21 protein-coding genes are annotated in these 21,298 nt (G+C 68.3%); 7 read left to right on the top strand and 14 right to left on the bottom strand.

Annotated features, from left to right (window positions below; translation table 11 throughout):
• Positions 1-104: 104 nt before the first annotated feature.
• From ACVOK1_RS16475 to ACVOK1_RS16460, 4 genes are all read right to left on the bottom strand, one after another.
• Positions 105-1,517: an efflux transporter outer membrane subunit gene (locus ACVOK1_RS16475; protein ID WP_481562689.1), complete on the bottom strand. Its 1,413-nt coding sequence runs from the start codon at positions 1,515-1,517 to the stop codon at positions 105-107.
• Positions 1,514-2,551 (bottom strand): HlyD family secretion protein, encoded by a 1,038-nt coding sequence (locus ACVOK1_RS16470; protein ID WP_481562688.1) that lies wholly within the window; start codon positions 2,549-2,551, stop codon positions 1,514-1,516. The genes ACVOK1_RS16475 and ACVOK1_RS16470 overlap by 4 nt, the downstream gene beginning before the upstream one ends.
• 22 nt (positions 2,552-2,573) lie before the next feature.
• Positions 2,574-4,088: an MFS transporter gene (locus ACVOK1_RS16465; protein ID WP_406234712.1), complete on the bottom strand. Its 1,515-nt coding sequence runs from the start codon at positions 4,086-4,088 to the stop codon at positions 2,574-2,576.
• Between the two features lie 212 nt (positions 4,089-4,300).
• Positions 4,301-5,209 carry a LysR family transcriptional regulator gene (locus ACVOK1_RS16460; RefSeq protein ID WP_481562687.1) on the bottom strand — a complete coding sequence of 303 codons (909 nt, stop codon included), beginning with the start codon at positions 5,207-5,209 and terminating at the stop codon, positions 4,301-4,303.
• Between the two features lie 140 nt (positions 5,210-5,349).
• Here ACVOK1_RS16460 and ACVOK1_RS16455 point away from each other — a divergent pair, with 140 nt between their 5' ends.
• On the top strand, positions 5,350-5,790 hold the full coding sequence (locus tag ACVOK1_RS16455; RefSeq protein WP_481562686.1) for a universal stress protein: 441 nt from the start codon (positions 5,350-5,352) through the stop codon (positions 5,788-5,790).
• Positions 5,791-5,843: 53 nt separating this feature from the next.
• Here the strand turns inward: ACVOK1_RS16455 and ACVOK1_RS16450 are convergent, their stop codons facing one another.
• Positions 5,844-7,289 carry a GGDEF domain-containing protein gene (locus ACVOK1_RS16450; RefSeq protein WP_481562685.1) on the bottom strand — a complete coding sequence of 482 codons (1,446 nt, stop codon included), beginning with the start codon at positions 7,287-7,289 and terminating at the stop codon, positions 5,844-5,846.
• 199 nt (positions 7,290-7,488) lie between these two features.
• Between ACVOK1_RS16450 and ACVOK1_RS16445 the strand changes: the two genes are divergently transcribed.
• Complete coding sequence (locus ACVOK1_RS16445) at positions 7,489-8,352, top strand: PA4780 family RIO1-like protein kinase (protein WP_108769978.1); 864 nt, start codon at positions 7,489-7,491, stop codon at positions 8,350-8,352.
• A gap of 62 nt (positions 8,353-8,414) precedes the next feature.
• Here the strand turns inward: ACVOK1_RS16445 and fghA are convergent, their stop codons facing one another.
• From fghA to ACVOK1_RS16425, 4 genes are all read right to left on the bottom strand, one after another.
• Complete coding sequence (fghA, locus tag ACVOK1_RS16440; RefSeq protein ID WP_200751380.1) at positions 8,415-9,245, bottom strand: S-formylglutathione hydrolase; 831 nt, start codon at positions 9,243-9,245, stop codon at positions 8,415-8,417.
• A gap of 48 nt (positions 9,246-9,293) precedes the next feature.
• Entirely contained in the window at positions 9,294-10,403 is a 1,110-nt protein-coding gene (locus tag ACVOK1_RS16435; RefSeq protein ID WP_108769980.1) for an S-(hydroxymethyl)glutathione dehydrogenase/class III alcohol dehydrogenase, read from the bottom strand.
• 59 nt (positions 10,404-10,462) lie between these two features.
• A complete protein-coding gene (locus ACVOK1_RS16430; RefSeq protein ID WP_079223297.1) occupies positions 10,463-10,738 on the bottom strand; it encodes a metal/formaldehyde-sensitive transcriptional repressor in 276 nt (91 codons plus the stop codon).
• A gap of 82 nt (positions 10,739-10,820) precedes the next feature.
• Entirely contained in the window at positions 10,821-11,729 is a 909-nt protein-coding gene (locus tag ACVOK1_RS16425; protein ID WP_108750556.1) for a LysR family transcriptional regulator, read from the bottom strand.
• 128 nt (positions 11,730-11,857) lie between these two features.
• Between ACVOK1_RS16425 and ACVOK1_RS16420 the strand changes: the two genes are divergently transcribed.
• Positions 11,858-12,961 (top strand): alkene reductase, encoded by a 1,104-nt coding sequence (locus tag ACVOK1_RS16420; RefSeq protein WP_481562684.1) that lies wholly within the window; start codon positions 11,858-11,860, stop codon positions 12,959-12,961.
• A 78-nt stretch (positions 12,962-13,039) separates the two neighbouring features.
• Here ACVOK1_RS16420 and ACVOK1_RS16415 read toward each other — a convergent pair whose 3' ends face one another.
• Together ACVOK1_RS16415 and ACVOK1_RS16410 are read right to left on the bottom strand one after the other, a co-directional pair.
• A complete protein-coding gene (locus tag ACVOK1_RS16415) occupies positions 13,040-13,693 on the bottom strand; it encodes a hypothetical protein (protein WP_481562683.1) in 654 nt (217 codons plus the stop codon).
• Between the two features lie 110 nt (positions 13,694-13,803).
• Complete coding sequence (locus tag ACVOK1_RS16410) at positions 13,804-14,475, bottom strand: SMI1/KNR4 family protein (RefSeq protein WP_481562682.1); 672 nt, start codon at positions 14,473-14,475, stop codon at positions 13,804-13,806.
• 115 nt (positions 14,476-14,590) lie between these two features.
• Between ACVOK1_RS16410 and ACVOK1_RS16405 the strand changes: the two genes are divergently transcribed.
• Positions 14,591-15,007: a VOC family protein gene (locus ACVOK1_RS16405; protein WP_481562681.1), complete on the top strand. Its 417-nt coding sequence runs from the start codon at positions 14,591-14,593 to the stop codon at positions 15,005-15,007.
• Positions 15,008-15,088: 81 nt separating this feature from the next.
• On the opposite strand, the gene ACVOK1_RS16400 is transcribed toward ACVOK1_RS16405, so the two are convergent.
• Entirely contained in the window at positions 15,089-15,973 is an 885-nt protein-coding gene (locus tag ACVOK1_RS16400; protein WP_108769984.1) for a LysR family transcriptional regulator, read from the bottom strand.
• Positions 15,974-16,077: 104 nt separating this feature from the next.
• Between ACVOK1_RS16400 and ACVOK1_RS16395 the strand changes: the two genes are divergently transcribed.
• Positions 16,078-17,130, top strand: coding sequence for an NAD(P)-dependent alcohol dehydrogenase (locus ACVOK1_RS16395; RefSeq protein WP_108769985.1), 1,053 nt, complete (start codon positions 16,078-16,080; stop codon positions 17,128-17,130).
• An 87-nt stretch (positions 17,131-17,217) separates the two neighbouring features.
• On the opposite strand, the gene ACVOK1_RS16390 is transcribed toward ACVOK1_RS16395, so the two are convergent.
• Together ACVOK1_RS16390 and ACVOK1_RS16385 are read right to left on the bottom strand one after the other, a co-directional pair.
• On the bottom strand, positions 17,218-17,634 hold the full coding sequence (locus ACVOK1_RS16390) for a hypothetical protein (RefSeq protein ID WP_481562680.1): 417 nt from the start codon (positions 17,632-17,634) through the stop codon (positions 17,218-17,220).
• A gap of 48 nt (positions 17,635-17,682) precedes the next feature.
• Positions 17,683-19,047, bottom strand: coding sequence for a glutamate--cysteine ligase (locus ACVOK1_RS16385; protein WP_481562679.1), 1,365 nt, complete (start codon positions 19,045-19,047; stop codon positions 17,683-17,685).
• A gap of 151 nt (positions 19,048-19,198) precedes the next feature.
• Between ACVOK1_RS16385 and ACVOK1_RS16380 the strand changes: the two genes are divergently transcribed.
• Together ACVOK1_RS16380 and ACVOK1_RS16375 are read left to right on the top strand one after the other, a co-directional pair.
• Positions 19,199-19,903 (top strand): VIT1/CCC1 transporter family protein, encoded by a 705-nt coding sequence (locus tag ACVOK1_RS16380; RefSeq protein WP_481562678.1) that lies wholly within the window; start codon positions 19,199-19,201, stop codon positions 19,901-19,903.
• Entirely contained in the window at positions 19,900-20,724 is an 825-nt protein-coding gene (locus tag ACVOK1_RS16375) for a helix-turn-helix transcriptional regulator (protein WP_481562677.1), read from the top strand. Before ACVOK1_RS16380 ends, ACVOK1_RS16375 begins: the two co-directional genes overlap by 4 nt.
• Positions 20,725-21,298 lie beyond the last annotated feature (574 nt).

Raw genomic sequence — 21,298 nt, 5'->3', positions numbered from 1 at the left:
CCCCCGCGGCGCGGCGGGGCGGTCCCCCCCCCCCCCCGCGGCCGGGCGGGGCCGGCCCCCGCGTGCTGGCGGGCCCGGGCCCCCCCCCCCGCGATTCCATGTCGTTACCAGCCGCCGCCCAGCGCGCGGTACAGCTCCACCCTTGCTATCGCGGCCGTGGCCTGGCTGTTGGCCAGCGCGGCCTGGTTGTCCAGCGCGATGCGCTGGGTGCTCAGCACATCCAGCATGTCGACCACACCAGCCTGGTACTGGCGCCGCGCCGCCCCCTGGGCCGTCTCGCTCTGCGCCACCGCCACCTGCAGCTGCGTCGTGCGCTGCTGCTCGGCCGCGTAGCCATCGATGGCATCGTCCACTTCATGCCAGGCCTGCAGCACCGTGCGCTGGAACTGCAGCGCGGACTGCTGCTGTTGCAGCCGGCTCAGCGCCAGGTTTGCCTTCAACCGCCCACCCTGGAAGATCGGCAGGCTGATCGACGGACCGATGCTGAAGCGGTGCGCATCCCAGCCGTCCAGGTCATCCAGCTGCTTGGCCTGGAAACCGGCATCGCCATTCAAGGTGATGCGCGGCAGAAAGCTGGCCTTGGCCACGCCGATGTTCGCGGTGGCCGCATGCAACGCTGCTTCAGCGCGGCGGATGTCCGGTCGGCGTTCGGCCAGTTCACTGGGCAGGCCCACGGCCACGTCGGGCAGTGCCGGCCAGTCGCTGCGCACGTCCTGCAGCTGCGCATCCAGCGCCTGCGGCGGCCTGGCCAGCAGGAACGCCAGCGCGTTGCGCAGCTGCGATTGCCGGTGCCGCAGCGGCGCGACGCGTGCCTGCAGCGCGGCCACCTGCGCCGCCGCGCTTGATACCTGCAGCGTGCTGGCCACGCCCTGGCGCTGCCGCGCCTCGGTCAGCCGCTGGATGTCGGCGGCGATGCCCAGGTTGTCCTCGGTGATCGCCAGCAGCTGCGAGGTTGCGCGCAGCTGCAGGTAGGATCGCGCGGTTTCGGCCAGCAGCGCGATGCGCACGGCATGCGCATCCTCCTCGGCCATCTGCACGCGCGCGTCGGCGGCTTCCACCTGGCGGCGCACGCGGCCCCACAGGTCCAGTTCCCAGCTCAGGCCGATGCCGGCCTGGAACAGGCCGTAGTCTTCGCGGCCGGCGTTGCCGGACGGATCGCTCAGGCCCACCTCGCTGTTACGCGCACGCACGCCACTGGCGCTGGCCGCCACCGAGGGCAGCCGGTCGGCAGCGCTGATGCCACGCGCCGCGCGGCTCTGCTGCACGCGGTTGGCCGCCAGTTGCAGGTCCAGGTTGGACTGCAGCACCTGCTGCGCAAGCTGCCCCAGCAGCGGATCATCGAAGCCCGCCCACCACGCCGCATCGTCGTCGAGGGTCGCAGTGGCCACGGCGTCACCCTGCCACTGTGCCGGCAGCTGGGCCTGCGGCCGTACGAAGTCCGGGCCCATCGTGCAGGCCGCCACGGCCAGGCACAGCGCCGCAGTGGCCAGGGTCTTCATCACGCTCGGGGCGTTCATGCGCCCTCCCCGCCCTGCAGGTCCACACGCGCCTCCACCGACATGCCGGCGCGCAGCTGCTCCGCCAGCGGCTGGCCCGGCTCCAGCACGATCTTCACCGGGATGCGCTGCACCACCTTGGTGAAATTGCCGGTGGCGTTTTCCGGCGCAACGGCGGCAAAGGTCACGCCGGTGGCCGGGGCAATGCTGTCGATGTGGCCGTACAGGCGCGTGCCGGGGAACACGTCCACCGTCAGCTCCACCGGCTGCCCGGCGTGCATGCGGGTCATCTGCGTTTCCTGGAAGTTGGCGACCACGAAGGCGCGCTGCAGCGGCACCACTGCGGCCACCGCCGTACCGGGGGTCAGATAGGCACCGACGCGCACCGCACGGCGGCCGACCACACCGTCAATCGGCGCGCGCAGCTCGGTGTGGGAAAGGTCCAGCTCCGCGCGTGCCTGTGCCGCTTCGGCGCGCTGCACCGCGGCCTGTGCCGACTGCACGCCGGCGGCCAGGATGTCGGTGCGCTGGCGTGCGGTGCTCAACGCGGCCTGCCCCTGCTGCAGGTGGGCGTTGGCCACGGCCCGCTTCGACTGCGCCTGCTGCGCGTTCTGCACGGTGCCGGCACCATCGCGGGCCAGTTCGCGGTAGCGCTGCTGGTCGGCGCTGGCCAGGGTCAGCTCTGAGCGGCTGACATCAACGCTGGCACGGGCCTGTTCGATCAGCGAGCCCTGCTGGGCCAGCGCGGCCTGCGCATTGGCCAGCTGCGCGCGGGCATTGGCCAGATCAGCGCGCGCCGCCTGCAACGCCACCTGGTAATCGCGGTCGTCGATGCGGGCCAGCACGTCACCGGCCTTCACCCGCTGATTGTCCTGCACGTCGACGCTGCTGACGAAGCCGGCCACCTTCGGCGCAACCACGGTGAAATCGGCATTGACGTAGGCGTTGTCGGTGCGCTGGTAGCGCCCGTCGCGCAGCAGCAGCCAGCCGCCGATGGCCAGGGCCAGCACGCCCAGGGCGAGGCCGGTGTTGAGGGTTGTCTTGTTGACGGTCATGGGGGATTCCTTGCGAAGGGGGTCAGGCCACGGCACGTGGCGGATGGACGCGGGTGGCCCAGGCCAGCAGCGGCAGGCAGCCCAGGGCCACCAGCGCGACCAGCCAGTACAGGTCGGCCGAGGTCAGCGCCTGTACCTGGGCGTGCAGGCGGGCGGGCAGATCGGTGCTGGCCGGCAGCCACGGCTGGTTGCCCAGGTGGTCCACCAGCGCGGTGGAATGGAGGTGGCGCCGCGACTGCCCGACCGCGTCGAGCACGCCGCCGGCAAACACTGCGGAAAAGCCCTTGACGGTGTTGAACCAGGCCGAGGCATAGGGACCGTCCTGCGGCGCCAGGCCGGTGGTGGCCAGCAGCAGCAGCGGCAGCACCGCCATCGGCTGTGCCACCACCTGCAGCAGCTGCACCCACAGGAAGTTGTCGCGGTTCCACTGCGCGTCCAGGTGCGCGCCGATGAAGCAGGCGGCGGCCAGCAGGACCAGCCCCGTCGCCTGCACCCAGCGGCAATCCACCGCACGCTGGTTCATCAGGGTGGCCACCAGCGGCAGCGCGATGACCTGCGGCAGCGCGACCCACAGCAGCATCGGTGCGGTCTGCAGCGGCCGATAGCCCTGCACGCTGGCCAGGTAGCCGGACGGAATGGAGATGACTGCCAGCAGCACGAACAGCACGCCGATGCAGGTCACCAGCGAGTAGCTGAGGTTGCGATGGGCCAGCAGCTGCAGCTTGAAGAACGGCAGCGGGTGGAACCATTCGTTGATGAAGAACAGCACCAGCAGGCCGCCGCCACCGCCCAGCAGCACCGTGATCAACGATGAGTCGAACCAGTTCAGGCGCGCGCCCTGGGTCAGGCCCAGCACCAGCATCACCAGCGCGGGCAGCCCCAGCGCAAGGCCCACGCCGTTGAACTGGGCGAAGCGTTCCAGCCGCAGCGGGTCCTGCGGCAGCCCCCAGCCCACCATCGCCATGCCGGCCACGCAGAACGGCACGATCTGCCAGAACGCGAACTGCCAGCCGGCGTGCTCGACCCACAGCGCCGCCAGCGGCGTGCCCATGCTCGGTCCGAACGTCGCCGTCAGCGCATAGCCGGCCAGGCCGTACAGCTTGATGCCCGGCGGCAGGAAGCGCAGGGCTACGCTCATCAGCAGCGGCGGCAGCGCGCCACCGGCCAGGCCCTGCAGCCCGCGCAGCAGCAGGAAGGTCGGCAGGTTCGGCGCCAGCGGGCACAGCACGCCCAGCAGCATGAAGGCGGCGATCATCACCAGGGCGAAGCGGCGCAGCGAAAAGGTCACGGCGCACCAGGGCGCGAAGGCCATGGCGCTGACCGACATCGCGCTGTACACGCTGATGATCCAGCTGCCGTCGTCGACGCTGAAACCCATCGCGCCGCGGATATCGGCCAGCGCGACCTTGGTGATGTTCTCGTTGAAGCCCGACACCAGCACCACCAGCAGCACGCCGCACAGGCCGACCACGATGCGGCGGTCGAAGGCGGGGGCAATGGGGGCGGCCGGAGCCCGTGGCAGGGCGACCGCGCTCATCGGCGGCGGCCGATCCGTGCAGCGCACGGCAGGTGAAGCGACATGGCGTGCGCTCCGTCAATGTGGGGAGCGCAGTCTAGGCAGGCCCACTGCTGCGAAAAATGGCGTGGATGCGATGCCAGCCGTGCGCCAGACGCACGGGTTGTGAATTACTGGTAGGTGCCGACCGTTGGTCGGCACGCCCTTCGATGCAGCCGAGCGTAGGCTCGGCTCTACACAGCGTCCGCGTCGCACATCGACTTGATCGCGCGGCGCAGCCAGCGATGTGCCGGATCGTTGTCCATGCGCGGGTGCCAGGCCTGCACCAGGGCCACCGTACGCACCGATACCGGCAGCGGGAACATGCGCAGCGGCAGCCCCATGTAGGTGATGCGATCAAGCATGACGCTCGGCATCTGCGGCAGCACCAGATCCGACGATGCCGCCGCGAAGATCGCGCCATGGAAGGTGGGGATCACCATCGCCACCCGTCGGCTCAGGCCGAGCTGCGCCAGTTCATCATCGATCGGACCATGGGCGATGCCCCGCCGCGAAACGGAGATGTGGTCGCAGGCAGCGAAGCGCTCGGCGGTGATGTCCCCGTCGAACAGTGGATGATCCTCGCGCGCCGCACCCAGCAGCGCCGTGGTGAACAGGTTCTGCACCTTGGTCTCCGGCGCATGCTTGCCGGCCGTGCTGATGAACAGGTCGATCCGCCCCTGCACCATCGCATCATCATCGGTATCGCCTTCGGGCATGAAGCGCAGCGTGCAGCGCGGCGCCTGCTGGCGGAACACCTCGCGCAGGCGGCCGCCGTAGCTGCCGATGAACACATCGTTGGCGCGGATGCTGAAGGTGTGCTCCAGGGTCTGGATGTCCACTTCGCGGCCGTCATGGAACACCCGGTGCGCCTGCTCGATCACGTCGCGCACCTGTTCGCGCAGCTCCAGCGCGCGCGGGGTCGGCGCCAGGCCGCGGCCGGCGCGCACCAGCACCGGGTCACCCAGCGCGTCGCGGATCCGCCCCAGGGTCCGGCTCATGGCCGGGGCACTGAGGTTCATGCGCCGCGCCGCCCCGGCGACGCTGCCTTCGTCCAGCAGGACGTCGAGGGCGAGCAGCAGGTTCAGGTCAGGCAGGGGCATGGCAGTCTCCAACAGGTGGAGTGACTCTACGACACCCTTGGTCAATGTCGATTGCATCCGGTGCAGGTATTGCCTGCGCCGCACGGCATGGGTGCACGGCGCGGCATGGGCGACCATCACCCCCTGCCAAGGAGCCCCCCATGTTCACAACCCTGCTGGTCGCCCTCGACGGCGGCCCCCAGCACGACACCCTGCTGGATCTGGTCACCCACGTTGCCGGACCGCGCAGCCGCATCCACCTGCTGTGCGTGCTCGATCCGGAGTTCGCCCTGCCCGCCGATGCCAGCGATGCCGACCGCCGCGAGTACCCCGCCGCCGAACGCCAGCGGGCGAAGGCCGAAGGCCTGCTGCAGGACGCCATCGCACAGCTGCGCGAGCGTGGGGTAGATGCCCGCCCGCTGCTGCCGGCAGGCGATCCCGCCGAGGTGATCAGCACCCAGGCGCGCGAGCTGGGCGCCGACCTGATCGTTATCGGCCGTCGGCACCTTTCACGGCTGCAGCGCCTGCTCGACAGCTCGGTGGCGCAGTGGACGCTGGACCACGCGCCGTGTCCGGTGCTGGTGGAGACGCGCGGCGGCTGACCCGACCAGAAGGCTGCCAACCAAGGTTGGCAACTACCGGTGCCGCGTCCGCCTCAACAATCGATCACGCCTTCCTCGCCGCTCTCGTCGTCCAGCACCCGTGCGTGCAGGGTCACCTGGTTGCGGCCGGCGCGCTTGGCGGCGTACAGCCCGGCATCGGCATCGGCCAGCAGCTGGTCGGCGCTGGCCGTGGCCGGCGGGTGCAGGTAGGCCACGCCGATGCTGATGCTGACCGGGCCTTCGGGCAGGCTCAGCGCTTCCACCGCCATGCGCAGCCGCTCGGCCAGTGCCAGCACGCCCGACAGCGGACTGCCCGGCACGATCACCGCGAATTCCTCGCCGCCATAGCGCGCCACGCTGTCGGCCGCGCGCCCGGCGGTGGCCTGCAGCACCGCCGCCACCGCACGCAGGCAGCGGTCGCCGGCCGGGTGGCCGTGCTGGTCGTTGAATGCCTTGAAGTGGTCGATGTCCACCAGCAGCAGCGCCAGCTCGGTGCCGCTGCGGCGGGCACGGTTCCATTCGGCCTGCAGCACGGTGTCGAACTGCCGCCGGTTGGCCACGCCGGTCAGGCCGTCCTGCCGCGCCAGCTGATCGAGGGTGGCCTGGCCTTCCAGCAGGTCGATCTGCAGCAGGGTGCTGCGCAGGCCGAAGCCCAGCGTGGCCACCACGAACCCGGCCACCGCCAGCGGCCGCGCGTGGTCCACCACCAGGGTGCCGACCACCAGCAGCAGCAATGGCAGGATCATCGGCCCACCGGCCTGCACCAGCCGCGACAGGCGCGGGTGCAGCACCCGCCCCGGCACCGGGGACTGGCGCAGGGCCAGCACCGCCAGCAGCAGGAACGGCACGTCGATCAGCAGGTCGTTGTAGGCACCGAAGGACTGCTCGGCGGTGTAGTGGTTGATGTAATACGCCACCACCAGGTAGCCCAGCGCATACAGCGCCAGCGCACGGAAGAACGCACGACGCTCGGGCACGTCGCCGGCAAGCCAGCGCACCACGGCAAATGCAGCGATGCACAGGTTCTGGATGTCGAACATGTGCTGCATGTTGGCCATCGCCTGATCATCGATGTCGATGCGGTCGGCGAAGGACTGGGTGTGCACGAAGAACAGCACGCCCAGCAGGGCGGCCATCAGCCCGTCGATGAGGCTGATGGTCCAGCGCTCGCGGCGTGCCCGGGCCAGGATGAAGACCAGCGGCACGCCGTACAGCACGTACAGCAGCAGGCTGGCGCTGGGGGTGATGTTGGAGCGGCCGGCGCTGAGCGCATCGACCATGTTGAAGCCCATGCCACCGGCCCACAGCAGCAGGGCCAGCGCGGTGGCGCGCCAGCCCAGCGCCGCACGGTCGCGCTGGGCCCGCCACAGGCAGGCGGCCGCGGCCAGCAACGGTGCCGCGGTCAGGAAGGCGAAGGATCCGCCACCGGCCGTCCCAGGCCAGAACGCCACGACCAACCCGTGGCACAGCACGTACAGCAGCGCCAGCACGACCGGCATGCACTCCCCCCCATCCGTAAGGCCGTATGCGCGCACCATAGCGCAGCCCGCGGCTACTGCGGCGTGATGCGCTTTGGAAAAAGCGGATCCGCGACGCTCACGGGCCCGCCGGGAGGCCGCTGGGCAGCCGCGACCGGTAAATGCGAAAATCCACCCCCATCCCAGCGAGCGCCTGTGCGCCGGCCGCCCCCGAGACCCCGTGAAAACCCCCGAAGCACTGCGCGCGCTGATCGACGACGGCGTGATCGATGAAGTACTACGCCCGCTCAAGAGCGGCAAGGAAGCGGCCGTGTACGTGGTACGCAGCGGCGACGACGTGCGCTGCGCGAAGGTCTACAAGGACATGGCCCAGCGCAGCTTCCAGCAGCGCGTGCAGTACCAGGAAGGCCGCAAGGTGCGCGGCAGCCGCGAGGCGCGTGCGGTGGGCAAGGCCAGCAAGTACGGCCGCAAGCAGCAGGAAGCGGCCTGGAAGAACACCGAGGTGGATGCGCTGTACCTGCTGCGCGATGCCGGCGTGCGCGTGCCCGAGCCGTACGGTTATTACCACGGCGTGCTGGTGATGGAGCTGGTCACCGATGCCGACGGGTTCTCCGCCGCCCGCCTCGGCGAGGTGGAGCTGGAACCGGAGCAGGCCCGCCAGTTCCACCAGACCCTGGTCCGGCAGGTGGTGCGCATGCTGTGCTGCGGCCTGATCCATGGCGATCTCTCGCCGTACAACGTGCTGGTCGGTCCCGATGGCCCGGTGGTGATCGATTTCCCCCAGGTGGTCAGCGCAGGCGGCAACAACGCCGCGCGCAGCATGCTGCTGCGGGATGTGAACAACCTCACCGCCTACCTGGGCCGCTTCGCACCCGAACTGCTGGACACCTGGTACGGCGAGGAAATGTGGGCGCTGTTCGAGGCTGGCAGCCTGCTGCCGGACAGCGAACTCACCGGCACCTTCGTGCACGATGAATCCACCATCGACCTGGACAGCGTGCGCTACGCCATCAACGATGCGCGCGAAGAAGCCCTGATCCGCCAGCAGGGGCGTGAGGCGGCGGAAGAAGACGACGACCGGTAGCGTCGAGCCTGCTCGACGATTCTCAAGGCAATGCCGGCCAGCGGCCGGCACTACCGTCAGGGTCAGGCCTTCAGCGCGCGGGCGTGGTGGGCGACGTGCTCACCGATGAAGCTGGCGATGAAGTAATAGCTGTGGTCATACCCCGGCTGCAGCCGCAGGGTCAGCGGGTGGCCGACCGCATCGCAGGCCTGCTGCAGGCGCTCGGGCTGCAGCTGGTTCTGCAGGAACTCATCGGCATCGCCCTGGTCGACCAGCAGCGGCAGCCGCTCGCTGGCGGTGGCCACCAGCGCGGTGGCATCCCACTGCGCCCACTCGGCCGGGTTGTCGCCCAGGTAGGCAGTGAACGCCTTCTGGCCCCACGGCACCTGGCTCGGCGCCACGATCGGCGAGAACGCCGACACGCTGCGGTAGCGGCCCGGGTTGCGCAGCGCCAGCACCAGCGCGCCGTGCCCACCCATCGAATGGCCACTGATCGCGCGCGCATCGCTGGCCGGGAAGTTCGCTTCAATCAGCGCCGGCAGTTCGTGCACCACGTAGTCGTGCATGCGGTAATGCTTCGCCCACGGCTGTTCGGTGGCGTTGAGGTAGAAGCCCGCGCCCTTGCCCAGGTCGTAGCCTTCGGCATCGGCCACGTCATCGCCGCGCGGGCTGGTGTCCGGCGCCACCAGGATGACGCCATGCTCGGCGGCGTAGCGCTGCGCGCCGGCCTTGGTGATGACGTTCTGCTCGGTGCAGGTCAGGCCGCTCAGCCAGTACAGCACCGGCAGCGTCTGCGTGGCGGCCTGTGGCGGCAGGTACACGGCGAACTGCATGTCGCAGCCCAGCGTGGTCGAATGATGGCGATAGACGTCCTGCCAGCCGCCGAAACAGGCGCGGTGTTCGATGCGTTCCATGGAGTGCTCCCAGCGGCGGCAGGCACGCGGCCTGCCGCCTGGCGTGATTCAGAAGTGGACGACCGAGCGGATCGACTTGCCTTCATGCATCAGGTCGAAGGCTTCGTTGATCTTGTCCAGGTCCATGGTGTGGGTGACGAACGGGGCCAGTTCGATATCGCCCTTCATCGCGTCTTCCACCATGCCCGGCAGCTGGCTGCGGCCCTTCACGCCGCCGAAGGCGGTGCCCATCCACTTGCGGCCGGTGACCAGCTGGAACGGACGGGTGGAGATTTCCTGGCCCGCACCGGCCACGCCGATCACCACGCTCTGGCCCCAGCCACGGTGTGCGCATTCCAGCGCCGCACGCATCACGCTGGTGTTGCCGATGCACTCGAAGCTGTGGTCCACGCCCCAGGTGGTCATTTCAACGATGACCTGCTGGATCGGCTTGTCGAAGTCCTTCGGATTGATGCAGTCGGTGGCACCGAATTCGCGGGCCAGCTCGAACTTGGACGGGTTGGTGTCCACCGCGATGATGCGGCCGGCCTTGGCCTGGCGCGCACCCTGGATGACCGCCAGGCCGATGCCGCCCAGGCCGAACACGGCCACGCTGTCGCCTTCCTGCACCTTGGCGGTGTTGTGCACCGCGCCGATGCCGGTGGTGACGCCGCAGCCGAGCAGGCAGACGTGTTCCGGGTTCGCTTCCGGATTGATCTTGGCCAGCGACACGTCGGCCACCACGGTGTACTCGCTGAAGGTCGAGCAGCCCATGTAGTGGTAGATCGGCTCGCCGTTGTAGCTGAAGCGGCTGGTGCCGTCGGGCATCACGCCCTTGCCCTGGGTGGCACGCACCGACACGCACAGGTTGGTCTTGCCGCTCTTGCAGAACAGGCACTCGCCGCACTCGGCGGTGTACAGCGGAATCACGTGGTCGCCCGGCTTGACGCTGGTCACGCCCTCGCCCACTTCCACCACGATGCCGGCGCCTTCATGGCCCAGCACCACCGGGAACAGGCCTTCCGGATCATCGCCGGACAGGGTGAACGCATCGGTGTGGCAGACACCGGTGTGGGTGATCTTGACCAGCACTTCGCCGGCCTTCGGCGGGGCGACGTCGATCTCGACGATCTGCAGCGGCTGGCCGGGACCAAAGGCGACGGCGGCACGGGATTTCATGGCGGACTCTCCAAAAGACAGGCAGTAACAGGATGGGCGGCGCTATGTTGCGCCGTTGTTTATTTCAGGTATGAGCGGATCAGCCCGCTCATCTCGCGCACGCGTTCGGCGCGTTGTTCATCGGAGGTGGCCGGCTGGCCGAATTCCTCGCGCAGGTGGGCTTCCATCACCTCGGACATCAGCCCGTTGACCGCGCCACGGATGGCCGCGATCTGCTGCAGCACCGGCCCGCAGTCGGCGCCCGCCTCCAGCGCGCGGTCCAGCGCATCGCACTGGCCGCGGATGCGGCGCACGCGGGCCAGGACCTTCTTCTTTTCTTCGGGGGAATGCGGCATGGCGAGCCACCTGCGGAACTATACTGGTGGATAGTATACACAGGCGACGCCGGGGCTCAATCCGCAGGGCGATCCAGGGCGTTCAGTCGAACGCGCCCGCCGCGGCCAGCCGGGTCAGTTCATCCACCACGAAGCGCACTTTCGGCCGCAGGTGGCGGGTCGGCGGCCACAGTGCGTGGATCTCGATGTGCCGCTGCATGCACTCGTCCAGCACCGATTGCAGGGCGCCGGACTGCAGGTGCCGACGGACCAGCGAGACCGGCATCTGGCAGATGCCGAGCCCGGCGATGGCACCGTCGATCACCGCATCGCCATCGTTGAGCTGGTGGGTGGCCTGCGGAATGAAGGTGCCGCCCTCGCCGTCCGGGCCGATCCGCCACGCCATCGGCTGGCCGTGGCGGTAGCCGACGATGCTGCGGTGCTGACGCAGCTCGTCCACGCTGCGCGGCACGCCGTGCGCCTGCAGGTAGGACGGCGCGGCGCAGGTGACCAGGCGCTGGCTGCCCAGCCGGCGCGCCACCAGGTGCTCGGCCTGCTGCAGGCCGCCGAAGCGGATCAGCAGGTCGATGCCTTCCTCGATCGGGTCGACGAAGTGGTCGGTGAAGGTCACGGTCAGCTGCAGGTCCGGGTACTGCTGGCACAGCTTCAGCAGCACCGGCATCACCACCAGGCGGCCGAAAGACGAGGGCATATCGATGCGCAGGCGTCCGCTGGGCAGGTGCGCGGCTGAGCCCAGGCAGGCCTCGGCGGCGGAAATCTCATCCAGCGCGGCCGCGCACGAGGCGTAGTAGGCCTCGCCGTCGGTGGTCAGCGAGATGCGTCGGGTGGTGCGGTGGAACAGGCGCACACCGAGCCGCGCCTCCAGCCGGGCGATGGCCTTGCCCACCGCCGAGCGCGAGATGCCCAGCGCTTCGGCCGCCTCGGTGAAGGTGCCGGCGCGCGCCGTGGTGACGAAGGTCACCAGGCCATTCAAGGATTCCACGGGCAGCATCGGCAGCCTCCATTGGGGACACGATGTCCCGCCAAGAGGGAAATCGAAGCTCTTTATGCGCCTTGGTGTCAACTCCATTCTGTGTGCATGGCGCCAGGGGCGCCCTCCCCCACACCGAGATGACCGAGATGACCGACCTGCTGTTCCGCCCCTTCGACCTGGCGGGAACCCCACTGCACAACCGCATCGCCATGGCGCCGATGACCCGTGCCCGCAACCCGGGCGCGGTGGCCAACGAGCTGACCGCGCAGTATTACCGTCAGCGCGCCAGCGCCGGCCTGATCATCAGCGAAGGCACGCCGGTCTCGCCGCAGGGCCAGGGCTACATCGACGTGCCGGGCATCTGGTCGTCCGAACAGGTAGCGGGCTGGAAGCTGGTGACCGACGCGGTGCACGCCGCGCAGGGCACGATCTTCGCCCAGCTGTGGCACGTCGGCCGCATGTCGCACAGCTCGCTGCAGCCCGACGGCGGCCAGCCGGTCAGCGCCGGTACGCGTGCCGTGGGCAGCGACCCGCGCAACTTCGCCTTCGTGTACCTGGATGACGGCAGCCGTGGACGTGTCGATCCGACCCCGCCGCGCGCCCTGCGCACCGAGGAAGTACCGGGCATCGTCAGCGACTTCGTGCGTGGCGCGGAAAATGCCATCGCCGCCGGTTTCGATGGCATCGAACTGCACGCCGCCAACGGCTACCTGTTCGAGCAGTTCCTCAACCCGCTCACCAACGATCGGCAGGATCTCTACGGCGGCTCGCTGCGCAACCGCGCACGACTGATCCTGGATACCGTCGATGCACTGGCCGCGAGCATCGGCGCGCACCGCGTCGGCGTGCGCCTGGCACCGAACAGCCAGGTCTTCGACATGCCGGCCTATGCCGAGAACGAAGCCAGCTACCTGTACCTGGCCGAAGAACTGGGCAAGCGCGGGCTGGCCTACGTGCATCTGAATGACAACTACCTGCGCGGCGAGCGCGCCATCGGCGAAGACTTCCTGAAGGCCTTCAAGCAGGCCTACGGCGGCACCGTGCTGCTGGCCGGCGGCATGACCCGCGAGTACGCACTGCGCCTGGTCGACGAAGGCACGATCGACATCGCCGCCTTCGGCCAGCCGTTCATCGCCAACCCGGATCTGGTCGAGCGCCTGCAGCAGGACATCGCGCTGGCCGCGCCGGATCGCGACACCTACTACGGTGGTGGCCGCGAGGGCTATCTGGACTACCCGGCGGCGAGCTGATCGAGCACGGGGTCGGATCCCTTTCCAACGGAAAGGGCTCTGACCCCTGCTGCACGCGGCGCAAGGCTGGCAGACCCATCAACGCGACAGGTAGACCTCGGCATTGAAACTCTGCAGGAAGTCGATGGCCCGGGCTTTCGTCATCCCCTTGGACATCGTTTCCTTCAGCGCGCTGCGGAATTCAGGCGTCTCCCTGAACGCTTGGAACGCCTTGCTCTTGTAGGCCTCGAACGCGGCTTCATCCATGGAAAGGTGCTCCAGCACCTTGCCGTCCTTCACCCGGAACAGCTGGTAGTGGTCGTAGCTGGAGCCATAGCCCATGTGCACGTATCGGGTCAGCTCGCCATCCGGGATGATCAGCATGCCGGTGTACCAGTCGGCCACCACCCGCGCCTGCCCAGGGAACAGCTCCGCCTTGATGCTGCGTTTTCGCCGCTTGTACACGCCGTCATCCATGCCGCCTGGCAGATCGATGGTGGCATCGACCAGCACGAGCGCGTCGCCATCGATCCGCCAGCGGGCCACGTAGCCACGCCAGTTCGCGGTGGACTGTTCGGCGTCGTCCGGCGGGCTCCAGCCCCTCGCCTGCAGCTGGGCGCTGAGTGGATTGGTGTTCAACGGCAGCGGCTTGCCGTCGATCTCGATGGTGTCCGGAATCTGCGCGGTGGCGCCCGCCAGCGCTGGCAGGGTCGACAACAGCAGGCACAGCGTCCAGCGCGTGAGAGTAGACATGCGACATCCTTGGTCAGCCAGGGAGAACAGCGTGCCGCGGTGATGACGCCTGCCGCAGCATCCATCCAGCGCAAGCATCATGCACGCCGACGCAGGCGCGCAAGGGGCGCTCAGGTCCGCACGTAGGCGAACGACTCGTCCAGCCGCGGAAAGCCGACCACCTGTTTCACCAGCGCCTGCGCTTCCTCGTCGCTGATCCGCCCTGCGGCAATGTCATCGGTGCGGGCAAACAAGGCCTCAAGCGCCGTCGCCTGGTCGTCGCGCAACCAGCTGCGGTGGCTGCCCAGCCACGCCTGCAGGTTGGCGGCCAGATCACCTTCGACCAGCGTCGTGTACTCCGCTTCCAGTTCCGCCACCGCCTCGACCATCTTGCGGAACAGGAAGTCCTGCAGGTTGGCGGCCAGCACGTCGGCGCGGTCGTCGTCGCGCCACACAAGCAGCACCGGCGCTTCGGCGAACCCCGGCGCATTGGTCCAGAAACAGTAGGTATCGCCGGCACCACTGCGCGCGAACGGCAGCAGCTGCAGGTCCTCGCGCAGCGGGTTGTAGTGGTCCTCGGCGGTCAGGTCTTCCCAGGCTTCGCGCAGTTCGCCCTGTTCGATCGGCTCGAACTCGTTGGCGTGCAGCAGCAGCGGCGGTTGTGCCAGCAGGGTGGGAAACACTTCGCGGAACCACGGGTTGCCCAGCGCACCCCAGTCGCTGCGCCCTTCGGCGGTGATCTGATGAAACAGCGGCGGAAAGGCCTGGCCGGTGGCCTGTTCGATATCGGAAAGCGTGCTCATGGAGGTCCCTGTCGAAAGCAGTCGCCTACCTTGCCTGAATCCCGCCGACAGATGAACCGGCAGCCTGCTGCGGCAGGTCTAGACTGCACGCAACCGGCCCCCGCAGATCCCTGCCATGGACTCCCCCGCCCGCACCTTCATCGTCAACATCGATGTGCCCGACCTGGCCGCTGCCGAGGCGTTCTACGTTGCAGCCTTCGGCCTGCGCGTCGGTCGCCGACTGGGGACCGGTGCGCTTGAACTGCTCGGCGGCCCCACCCCGCTGTACCTGCTGCAGAATGATGCGGGCAGCGTGGCCACCGACGAAGGCGACGTGCGCGACTACGAGCGGCACTGGACGCCGCTGCACCTGGACTGGGTGGTGGAAGACATCAACGTCGCGTTGTCACGCGCAGTGGCCGCCGGCGCGGTGATCGAACTACCGGTAAGCGAGCGCCGCTGGGGACGGCTGGCGGTGCTGGCCGACCCGTTCGGGCATGGGTTCTGCCTGATCCAGTTCGTTGGGTTGGGGTATGACGCGCTGGTGGAGTGATCGGGGCCTGCCATCCACGCATGGCGTGGATCTACTGCCTGATGCGGTGGGTGCCGACCGTTGGTCGGCACGGCATCCCCCTCACTCCCGCAGCATATCCACGAACGCGCGCAGCGCCGACGACATCTGCCGCTGCTTCGGGTAATACAGCACGAAGCCGGGAAACGGCTCGCTCCAGTCCTGCAGCACCGCCACCATCGTCCCGGCCTCGATATGCGGGCGCGCGGCATCTTCCAGCACGTAGGCCAGGCCGAATCCATCAAGCACCGCGCGCATGATGGTGGTCTGCTCGCTCAGCGTCAGCCGCCCGCGCACGTCGATCTCCAGCGACTGCCCATCGCGATCGAACTGCCACTTGTACAAGTGCCCGCTGGCGAAACGGAAGCGGATGCATTCGTGCTGCAGGAGGTCGCGCGGGTGCTGCGGCGCCGGATGCTGGCGCAGGTACTCCGGCGAGGCCACGATCATGCCGTGCAGGGCCGGTCCCAGCGGCACCGCCACCATGTCTTCGGGCACGAACTCATGCAGGCGCACGCCGGCATCGAAGCCGTCGGCGACGATGTCGACCAGTCCATCGTTCTCGGTCAGTTCCAGCCGCACATCCGGATGCGCGCGCAGGAAGCGGGTCAACCGCGGCCCGAGCTGGGTCGGCACCGCCGCACGCGCCGCGTTGATGCGCAGCAGGCCGGTCGGGCTGTCCCTGAACTGGTTCATCTCTTCCAGCGCGTCGTGCACCTGGCCCAGCGCCGGCTGCAGCCGATCCAGCAGGCGCTGCCCGGCCTCGGTCAGGGCCACGCTGCGGGTGGTGCGGTGGAACAGGCCCACGCCCAGCCGCTCTTCCAGCGCCCGGATCGCATAGCTCACCGCCGAGGTCGACAGGGTCAGCTCGCCGCCGGCCTTGCGGAAGCTGCGGTGGCGGGCCACGGCGGCAAAGGCGGCCAGGTGGGAGAGATTGTCAGAGGCCATTGTGCAGTCTGCCTTGATGAATCATGCCGATATCCGGGCTTTGTAGGCCGGTACGAGGGGCGTATTGTAAAGCGCCTTTCGACAAACCCCGCCAAGGATTCCCCATGTCCCTCGCCCATGGTTATGCGGTGCGCACCAACACCGCCCCGCTCGAGCCCTTCACCTTCGAACGTCGCGCCGTCGGCGCCAACGACATCCGCATCGAAGTGCTGTACAGCGGCATCTGCCATTCCGACCTGCACCAGGCCCGCGACGATTGGGGCGGCGCCGAGTACCCGATGGTGCCGGGCCACGAGATCATCGGCCGCGTGGTCGAAGTCGGCCCGTCCGTCACCACCCTGAAGGTCGGCGACTTCGCCGGCGTCGGCTGCATGGTCGATTCCTGCCGCCATTGCGATGCCTGCGACCACGACCTGGAGCAGTACTGCGAAAAGGGCCCGACCTACACCTACAACAGCCACGACCGCAACACCGGCGAGCTGACCATGGGCGGTTACTCCGACCACATCGTGGTCGAGCAGCGCTTCGTGGTGAAGGTCTCTGAAAAGCTGGACCTGAAGGCCGCCGCGCCGCTGCTGTGCGCCGGCATCACCACCTACTCGCCGCTGCGCCACTGGAAGGTCGGCCCGGGCCAGAAGGTCGGCGTGATCGGCCTGGGTGGCCTCGGCCACATGGGCGTGAAGTTCGCCAAGGCGATGGGCGCCACCGTGGTGATGATCACCACCACCCCGGAAAAGGGTGCCGACGCCAAGCGCCTGGGCGCCGACGAAGTGCTGGTCTCGCGCGACGCGGAGCAGATGAAGGCCCACGCCAACAGCTTCGACTTCCTGCTCAACACGGTGCCGGTCAGCCATGACACCAACCCGTACATGAGCCTGCTCAAGCGCGATGCCACCATGTGCCTGGTCGGCGTCATCACCGAACTGGACCCGCCGCTGATGGGTGGCACGGTCATCTTCGGCCGCAAGCACGTCACCGGCTCGGCCATCGGCGGCATGGCCGAAACCCAGGAAATGATGGACTTCTGTGCCGAGCACGGCATCGTCAGCGATGTTGAAGTGATCAACATCAAGGACGTGAACCAGGCTTGGGAGCGCATGGCGAAGAACGATGTGCGCTACCGCTTCGTGATCGACATGGCGACCATCAAGGCTTGATCGCTGCAGTGATGGAATGAAGAAGCCCCGGCCTTGCCGGGGTTTTTTAATGGCGCACAGCCGGCTGACACGGTCAGGCCAGTCAAATCAACCGACACTGCCGGCACAATGCGGAATGTATTTCATGAAGACGTCAGCGGGCTGTTGCTCAGCTTGCTCCGCCAGCGCCTGCAGAAAGCCCACATAGGACCCTATGGCGGGCAGATCCCTGTAGTCCGATCCAGCCCAGAACACGAACCCGATGTTCATCTCGAACGCACGCTTCACCAGCCGGGCGATACGCGAGCCTTCCACATCCGAGTTGGATCTGATGCGCAGGTAGACGTCGTTGATCAGATCACTGGCATCCCCGGCAACTGCGGCGCAACTGACTACCTGTTCCGCCCCAGGGAAGTAGAGGTCGGCAACCCCAGCCAGAAAGTCACTGTTCCGCGCTGACGCCATTTCATCGCGCCCGGTTCCCTCTGCGGCAGGATTCTGCTCGAACAAGATGAACTGGCTCATGGCGAGGGCCGGTAGCGCCGGGCCATGCCCGGCGGCCACGCAACGCGATCAATAAGCGAATTCGCGGAACACCGGATCGACATCGCCATGCCAGCGGCCATGGAACAGCGCCAGCTTGCGCTCGGCCGGGGTCAGGCCCGATTCGACGATCTCCTGCAGCACGTCCAGGAACTTGCTTTCGTCCTGGCCATCGGCATTGCGCGCACCGCGGCGCTTGAGGCCTTCCACGGAAATCTTCACCGCTTCACGGGCCAGGTCGCGCACGGTGCCGTTGCGGAACGGCAGGCTCATCGCGTACTTCGGCACGCCGTCGCGCAGCGCGTGGCGCTCGGCCAGGCTGAAATCACGCACCAGGTCCCAGGCAGCATCCAGCGCGGTGTCGTCGTACAGCAGGCCGACCCAGAACGCCGGCAGCGCGCACAGGCGGCTCCACGGGCCACCGTCGGCACCGCGCATTTCCAGGTACTTCTTCAGGCGCACTTCCGGGAAGGCGGTGGTCATGTGGTCCGACCAGTCGCGCAGCGTCGGCAGCGCACCCGGCAGCACCGGCAGCTTGCCCTGCATGAAATCGCGGAAGCTCTGCCCGCTGGCGTCGTGGTAGATGCCATCGCGGTAGGAGAAATACATCGGCACGTCGAGCAGGTAATCGACATAGCGCTCGTAGCCGAAGCCATCCTCGAACACGAAGTCGAGCATGCCGGTACGGTCGGCGTCGGTGTCGGTCCAGATGTGCGAGCGGTAGCTCAGGTAGCCGTTCGGCTTGCCTTCGGTGAACGGCGAATCGGCGAACAGCGCGGTGGCGATCGGCTGCAGCGCCAGCGACACGCGGAACTTCTTCACCATGTCCGCTTCGGTGGCGTAATCCAGGTTGACCTGCACGGTGGAGGTGCGGGTCATCATGTCCAGGCCCAGCGAACCGACCTTGGGCATGTACGAACGCATGATCTTGTAGCGGCCCTTGGGCATCCACGGCATTTCATCGCGCGTCCACTTCGGCTGGAAGCCCATGCCGAGGAAGCCCAGCTGCAGTTCGCCGGCCACCTGCGCCACTTCGTTCAAGTGGGTGCCGGTTTCCACGCAGGTCTGGTGGATGGTTTCCAGCGCTGCACCGGACAGCTCCAGCTGGCCGGCCGGCTCCAGCGTCACCGAGGCGTTGTCACGCAGCAGGGCGATGGTGTTGCCGTTTTCCTGCACCGGCTCCCAGCCGAAGCGGGTCAGGCCGTTGAGCAGGGCTTCGATGCCGCGCTCGCCTTCGAAGGTCGGCGGGCGCAGATCGTCCAGGCGGAACCCGAACTTCTCGTGTTCGGTACCGATGCGCCACTGCGCACGGGGCTTTTCGCCGGAGGCAAGCACCTCGACCAGCTCCGAGCGGTCGGTAATGGGCGTATCGGCGACGTGGCTGGGGCTCGACAAGGGGAGGACTCGCTGGACAGTGGCAGGGGATGTGGGGCTGGGGGCCTTCCATCGCAAGGGCGCACTATAGCGTGGCGGCCCTTCGCAGCATGCGACGGTGACGGGTTTCAGCATCCTACCGACGACCTCTTGACCCCCGTACACTCAGGCCATGAGCCGCCATTCACGACACCCGGAACTGCACCGCGCCGACCGCGTCGGCTGGCTGCGCGCTGCGGTGCTGGGGGCCAACGACGGCATCGTCTCGGTCGCCGGCCTGGTGGTCGGCGTGGCCGCCAGCGGTGCCTCGGCCAGCACGATCCTGGCCACCGGCGTGGCCGGCACCGTGGCCGGCGCGATGTCGATGGCCGCTGGAGAATACGTTTCGGTGCAGACCCAGGCCGACACCGAAGCGGCCGACCTGGCCGTGGAAATGCGCGAGCTTCACGAAGACCCGCACAGCGAGCTGAACGAGCTGACCGCGATCTACCGCCATCGCGGCCTGCAGCCGGCACTGGCCCGGCAGGTGGCCGAGCAGCTGACCGCACACGATGCGCTGGGCGCACACGCACGCGACGAACTCGGCATCACCGATACCCTGCGCGCACGCCCGCTGCAGGCCGCGCTGGCCTCGGCCGGTGCGTTTACCTGCGGCGCCGCACTGCCGGTGCTGACCGCCCTGTTCGCCAGCGCGGAGAAGGTCACCGTGGCCACCACCGCCAGCACCCTGACCGGCCTGTGCCTGACCGGCGCGATGGCGGCCCGTGCGGGTGGCGCGCCACCGCTGCGCGGCGCGCTGCGGGTGATGTTCTGGGGCGCACTGGCGATGGCCGCCGCCGCGGGCATCGGCAACCTGCTGGGAGCCCACCTGTCATGACCGCGATGCTGCCCCCTGACATTGCCCTGCTGGCCGAGATGGCCAGCCTCGCCGGCTGCGACCGCGCCGAAGGCTACGCCTGCATCACCGCGCGCCGCGAGCACGGTGCCAGTTCGGTGGAGATTCCGCAGCCGCAGTTCGTGATCCTGCTGGAAGGCAGCAAGCAGGTCCGCACCGCGCACCAGTCGCTGACTGCCCATGCCGGTGACATGTTGTTGTTCACCCAGCGCTGCCGCATCGATGTGGTCAACACGCCCGATGCGGGCACCGGTCGCTACCTCAGCGCCATCGTGCCGCTGTGCGCGGAAGTGCTGGGCGCCGCGCGCACGCTGTGGAGCGAGGCACTGCCTGCGCCCGGCGATGCGATCGCGCAGCCGCGGCTGGTCGACCACGGCACGGTGCTGCGGCGCTGGCGCCAGGCATTGCAGGACGGGCATTACAGCGAAGCACGGTTGGCCCTGGCCGAACTGGTGCTGGCCTGGTGCCGGCAGGGCCACGGCAACCTGCTGCTGCCGCAGGCCCCGAGCTTGGGCGAGCAGATCCGCGACCGCATCGCGGCCGAACCGGCCCGTGACTGGCAGTCGCGCGATGTGGAAGACCAGTTCGCGTTGAGCGGCGCGACCCTGCGCCGGCGCCTCGCCGCCGAACGCACCAGTCTTCGCCAGCTGTTGACCGAGGCGCGGCTGGCACACGGCATGACGCTGCTGTACACGACCGATCTACCGCTGAAGACGGTGGCCGCCCGCGCGGGGTATCGCTCGGCGGCGAGTTTCAGCAAGCGCTTCGCCGAGCAGTACGGGCTGGCTCCGACGGACATCTAAGGGGTGGGGTTGTCTGGCAGGGCTTGCAGCCCTGCACCTGCTTCAAGCCGCGGCAACGGCAACGTCCAAAGCCGGAGCGGCATTCCGTGGGATGGCGGGGCACTGTGGGTTTGCGGGGACGCCGTAAACCCCCTCCGGGGTCCGGCCCAGCCGCTGGCGGCTGTGCGTTCGGGCGCTCGCGAAGCAGTGCTTCGCAAGCAAAGCGCCCTCACCCATGGGGGCTTGGTCGCCGCATCCATGCGGCTCACACCCCGCAAACCCACAGTGCCCCGCGTTCGACAGTTGACCGGCGGCTGATGGTGGGTGCCGACCGTTGGTCGGCACATCCGTCGGATATCGAATGAATTCATCCACGCATGGCGTGGATCGACTGATAACGGCGACTTTTGGTAGGTGTCGACCGTTGGTCGGCACATCTGTCAAATATCGGATAAATCATCCACGCATGGCGTGGATCTACTGGTAACGGCGGCTTTTGGTAGGTGCCGCCCGTTGGTCGGCACATGTGTCAGCCATCGATATCCGCCCCCGGGGCCCCCCCCCGGGGGGGCCCCCCACAGCGGAGCGGCCGGGG

It is taken from the genome of Stenotrophomonas sp. STEN087, assembly GCF_056759115.1.
Note: the sequence above shows the minus strand (reverse complement) of the source record. Positions and strands in the feature narration are given on the sequence as shown.

Bases quoted from the DNA above. Each gene is read 5' to 3' on its own strand.
- ACVOK1_RS16475 (WP_481562689.1), bottom strand. From the start codon at position 1,517: ATGAACGCCCCGAGCGTGATGAAGACCCTGGCCACTGCGGCGCTGTGC.
- ACVOK1_RS16470 (WP_481562688.1), bottom strand. From the start codon at position 2,551: ATGACCGTCAACAAGACAACCCTCAACACCGGCCTCGCCCTGGGCGTG.
- ACVOK1_RS16465 (WP_406234712.1), bottom strand. From the start codon at position 4,088: ATGAGCGCGGTCGCCCTGCCACGGGCTCCGGCCGCCCCCATTGCCCCC.
- ACVOK1_RS16460 (WP_481562687.1), bottom strand. From the start codon at position 5,209: ATGCCCCTGCCTGACCTGAACCTGCTGCTCGCCCTCGACGTCCTGCTG.
- ACVOK1_RS16455 (WP_481562686.1), top strand. From the start codon at position 5,350: ATGTTCACAACCCTGCTGGTCGCCCTCGACGGCGGCCCCCAGCACGAC.
- ACVOK1_RS16450 (WP_481562685.1), bottom strand. From the start codon at position 7,289: ATGCCGGTCGTGCTGGCGCTGCTGTACGTGCTGTGCCACGGGTTGGTC.
- fghA (WP_200751380.1), bottom strand. From the start codon at position 9,245: ATGGAACGCATCGAACACCGCGCCTGTTTCGGCGGCTGGCAGGACGTC.
- ACVOK1_RS16435 (WP_108769980.1), bottom strand. From the start codon at position 10,403: ATGAAATCCCGTGCCGCCGTCGCCTTTGGTCCCGGCCAGCCGCTGCAG.
- ACVOK1_RS16430 (WP_079223297.1), bottom strand. From the start codon at position 10,738: ATGCCGCATTCCCCCGAAGAAAAGAAGAAGGTCCTGGCCCGCGTGCGC.
- ACVOK1_RS16425 (WP_108750556.1), bottom strand. From the start codon at position 11,729: ATGCTGCCCGTGGAATCCTTGAATGGCCTGGTGACCTTCGTCACCACG.
- ACVOK1_RS16420 (WP_481562684.1), top strand. From the start codon at position 11,858: ATGACCGACCTGCTGTTCCGCCCCTTCGACCTGGCGGGAACCCCACTG.
- ACVOK1_RS16415 (WP_481562683.1), bottom strand. From the start codon at position 13,693: ATGTCTACTCTCACGCGCTGGACGCTGTGCCTGCTGTTGTCGACCCTG.
- ACVOK1_RS16410 (WP_481562682.1), bottom strand. From the start codon at position 14,475: ATGAGCACGCTTTCCGATATCGAACAGGCCACCGGCCAGGCCTTTCCG.
- ACVOK1_RS16405 (WP_481562681.1), top strand. From the start codon at position 14,591: ATGGACTCCCCCGCCCGCACCTTCATCGTCAACATCGATGTGCCCGAC.
- ACVOK1_RS16400 (WP_108769984.1), bottom strand. From the start codon at position 15,973: ATGGCCTCTGACAATCTCTCCCACCTGGCCGCCTTTGCCGCCGTGGCC.
- ACVOK1_RS16395 (WP_108769985.1), top strand. From the start codon at position 16,078: ATGTCCCTCGCCCATGGTTATGCGGTGCGCACCAACACCGCCCCGCTC.
- ACVOK1_RS16390 (WP_481562680.1), bottom strand. From the start codon at position 17,634: ATGAGCCAGTTCATCTTGTTCGAGCAGAATCCTGCCGCAGAGGGAACC.
- ACVOK1_RS16380 (WP_481562678.1), top strand. From the start codon at position 19,199: ATGAGCCGCCATTCACGACACCCGGAACTGCACCGCGCCGACCGCGTC.
- ACVOK1_RS16375 (WP_481562677.1), top strand. From the start codon at position 19,900: ATGACCGCGATGCTGCCCCCTGACATTGCCCTGCTGGCCGAGATGGCC.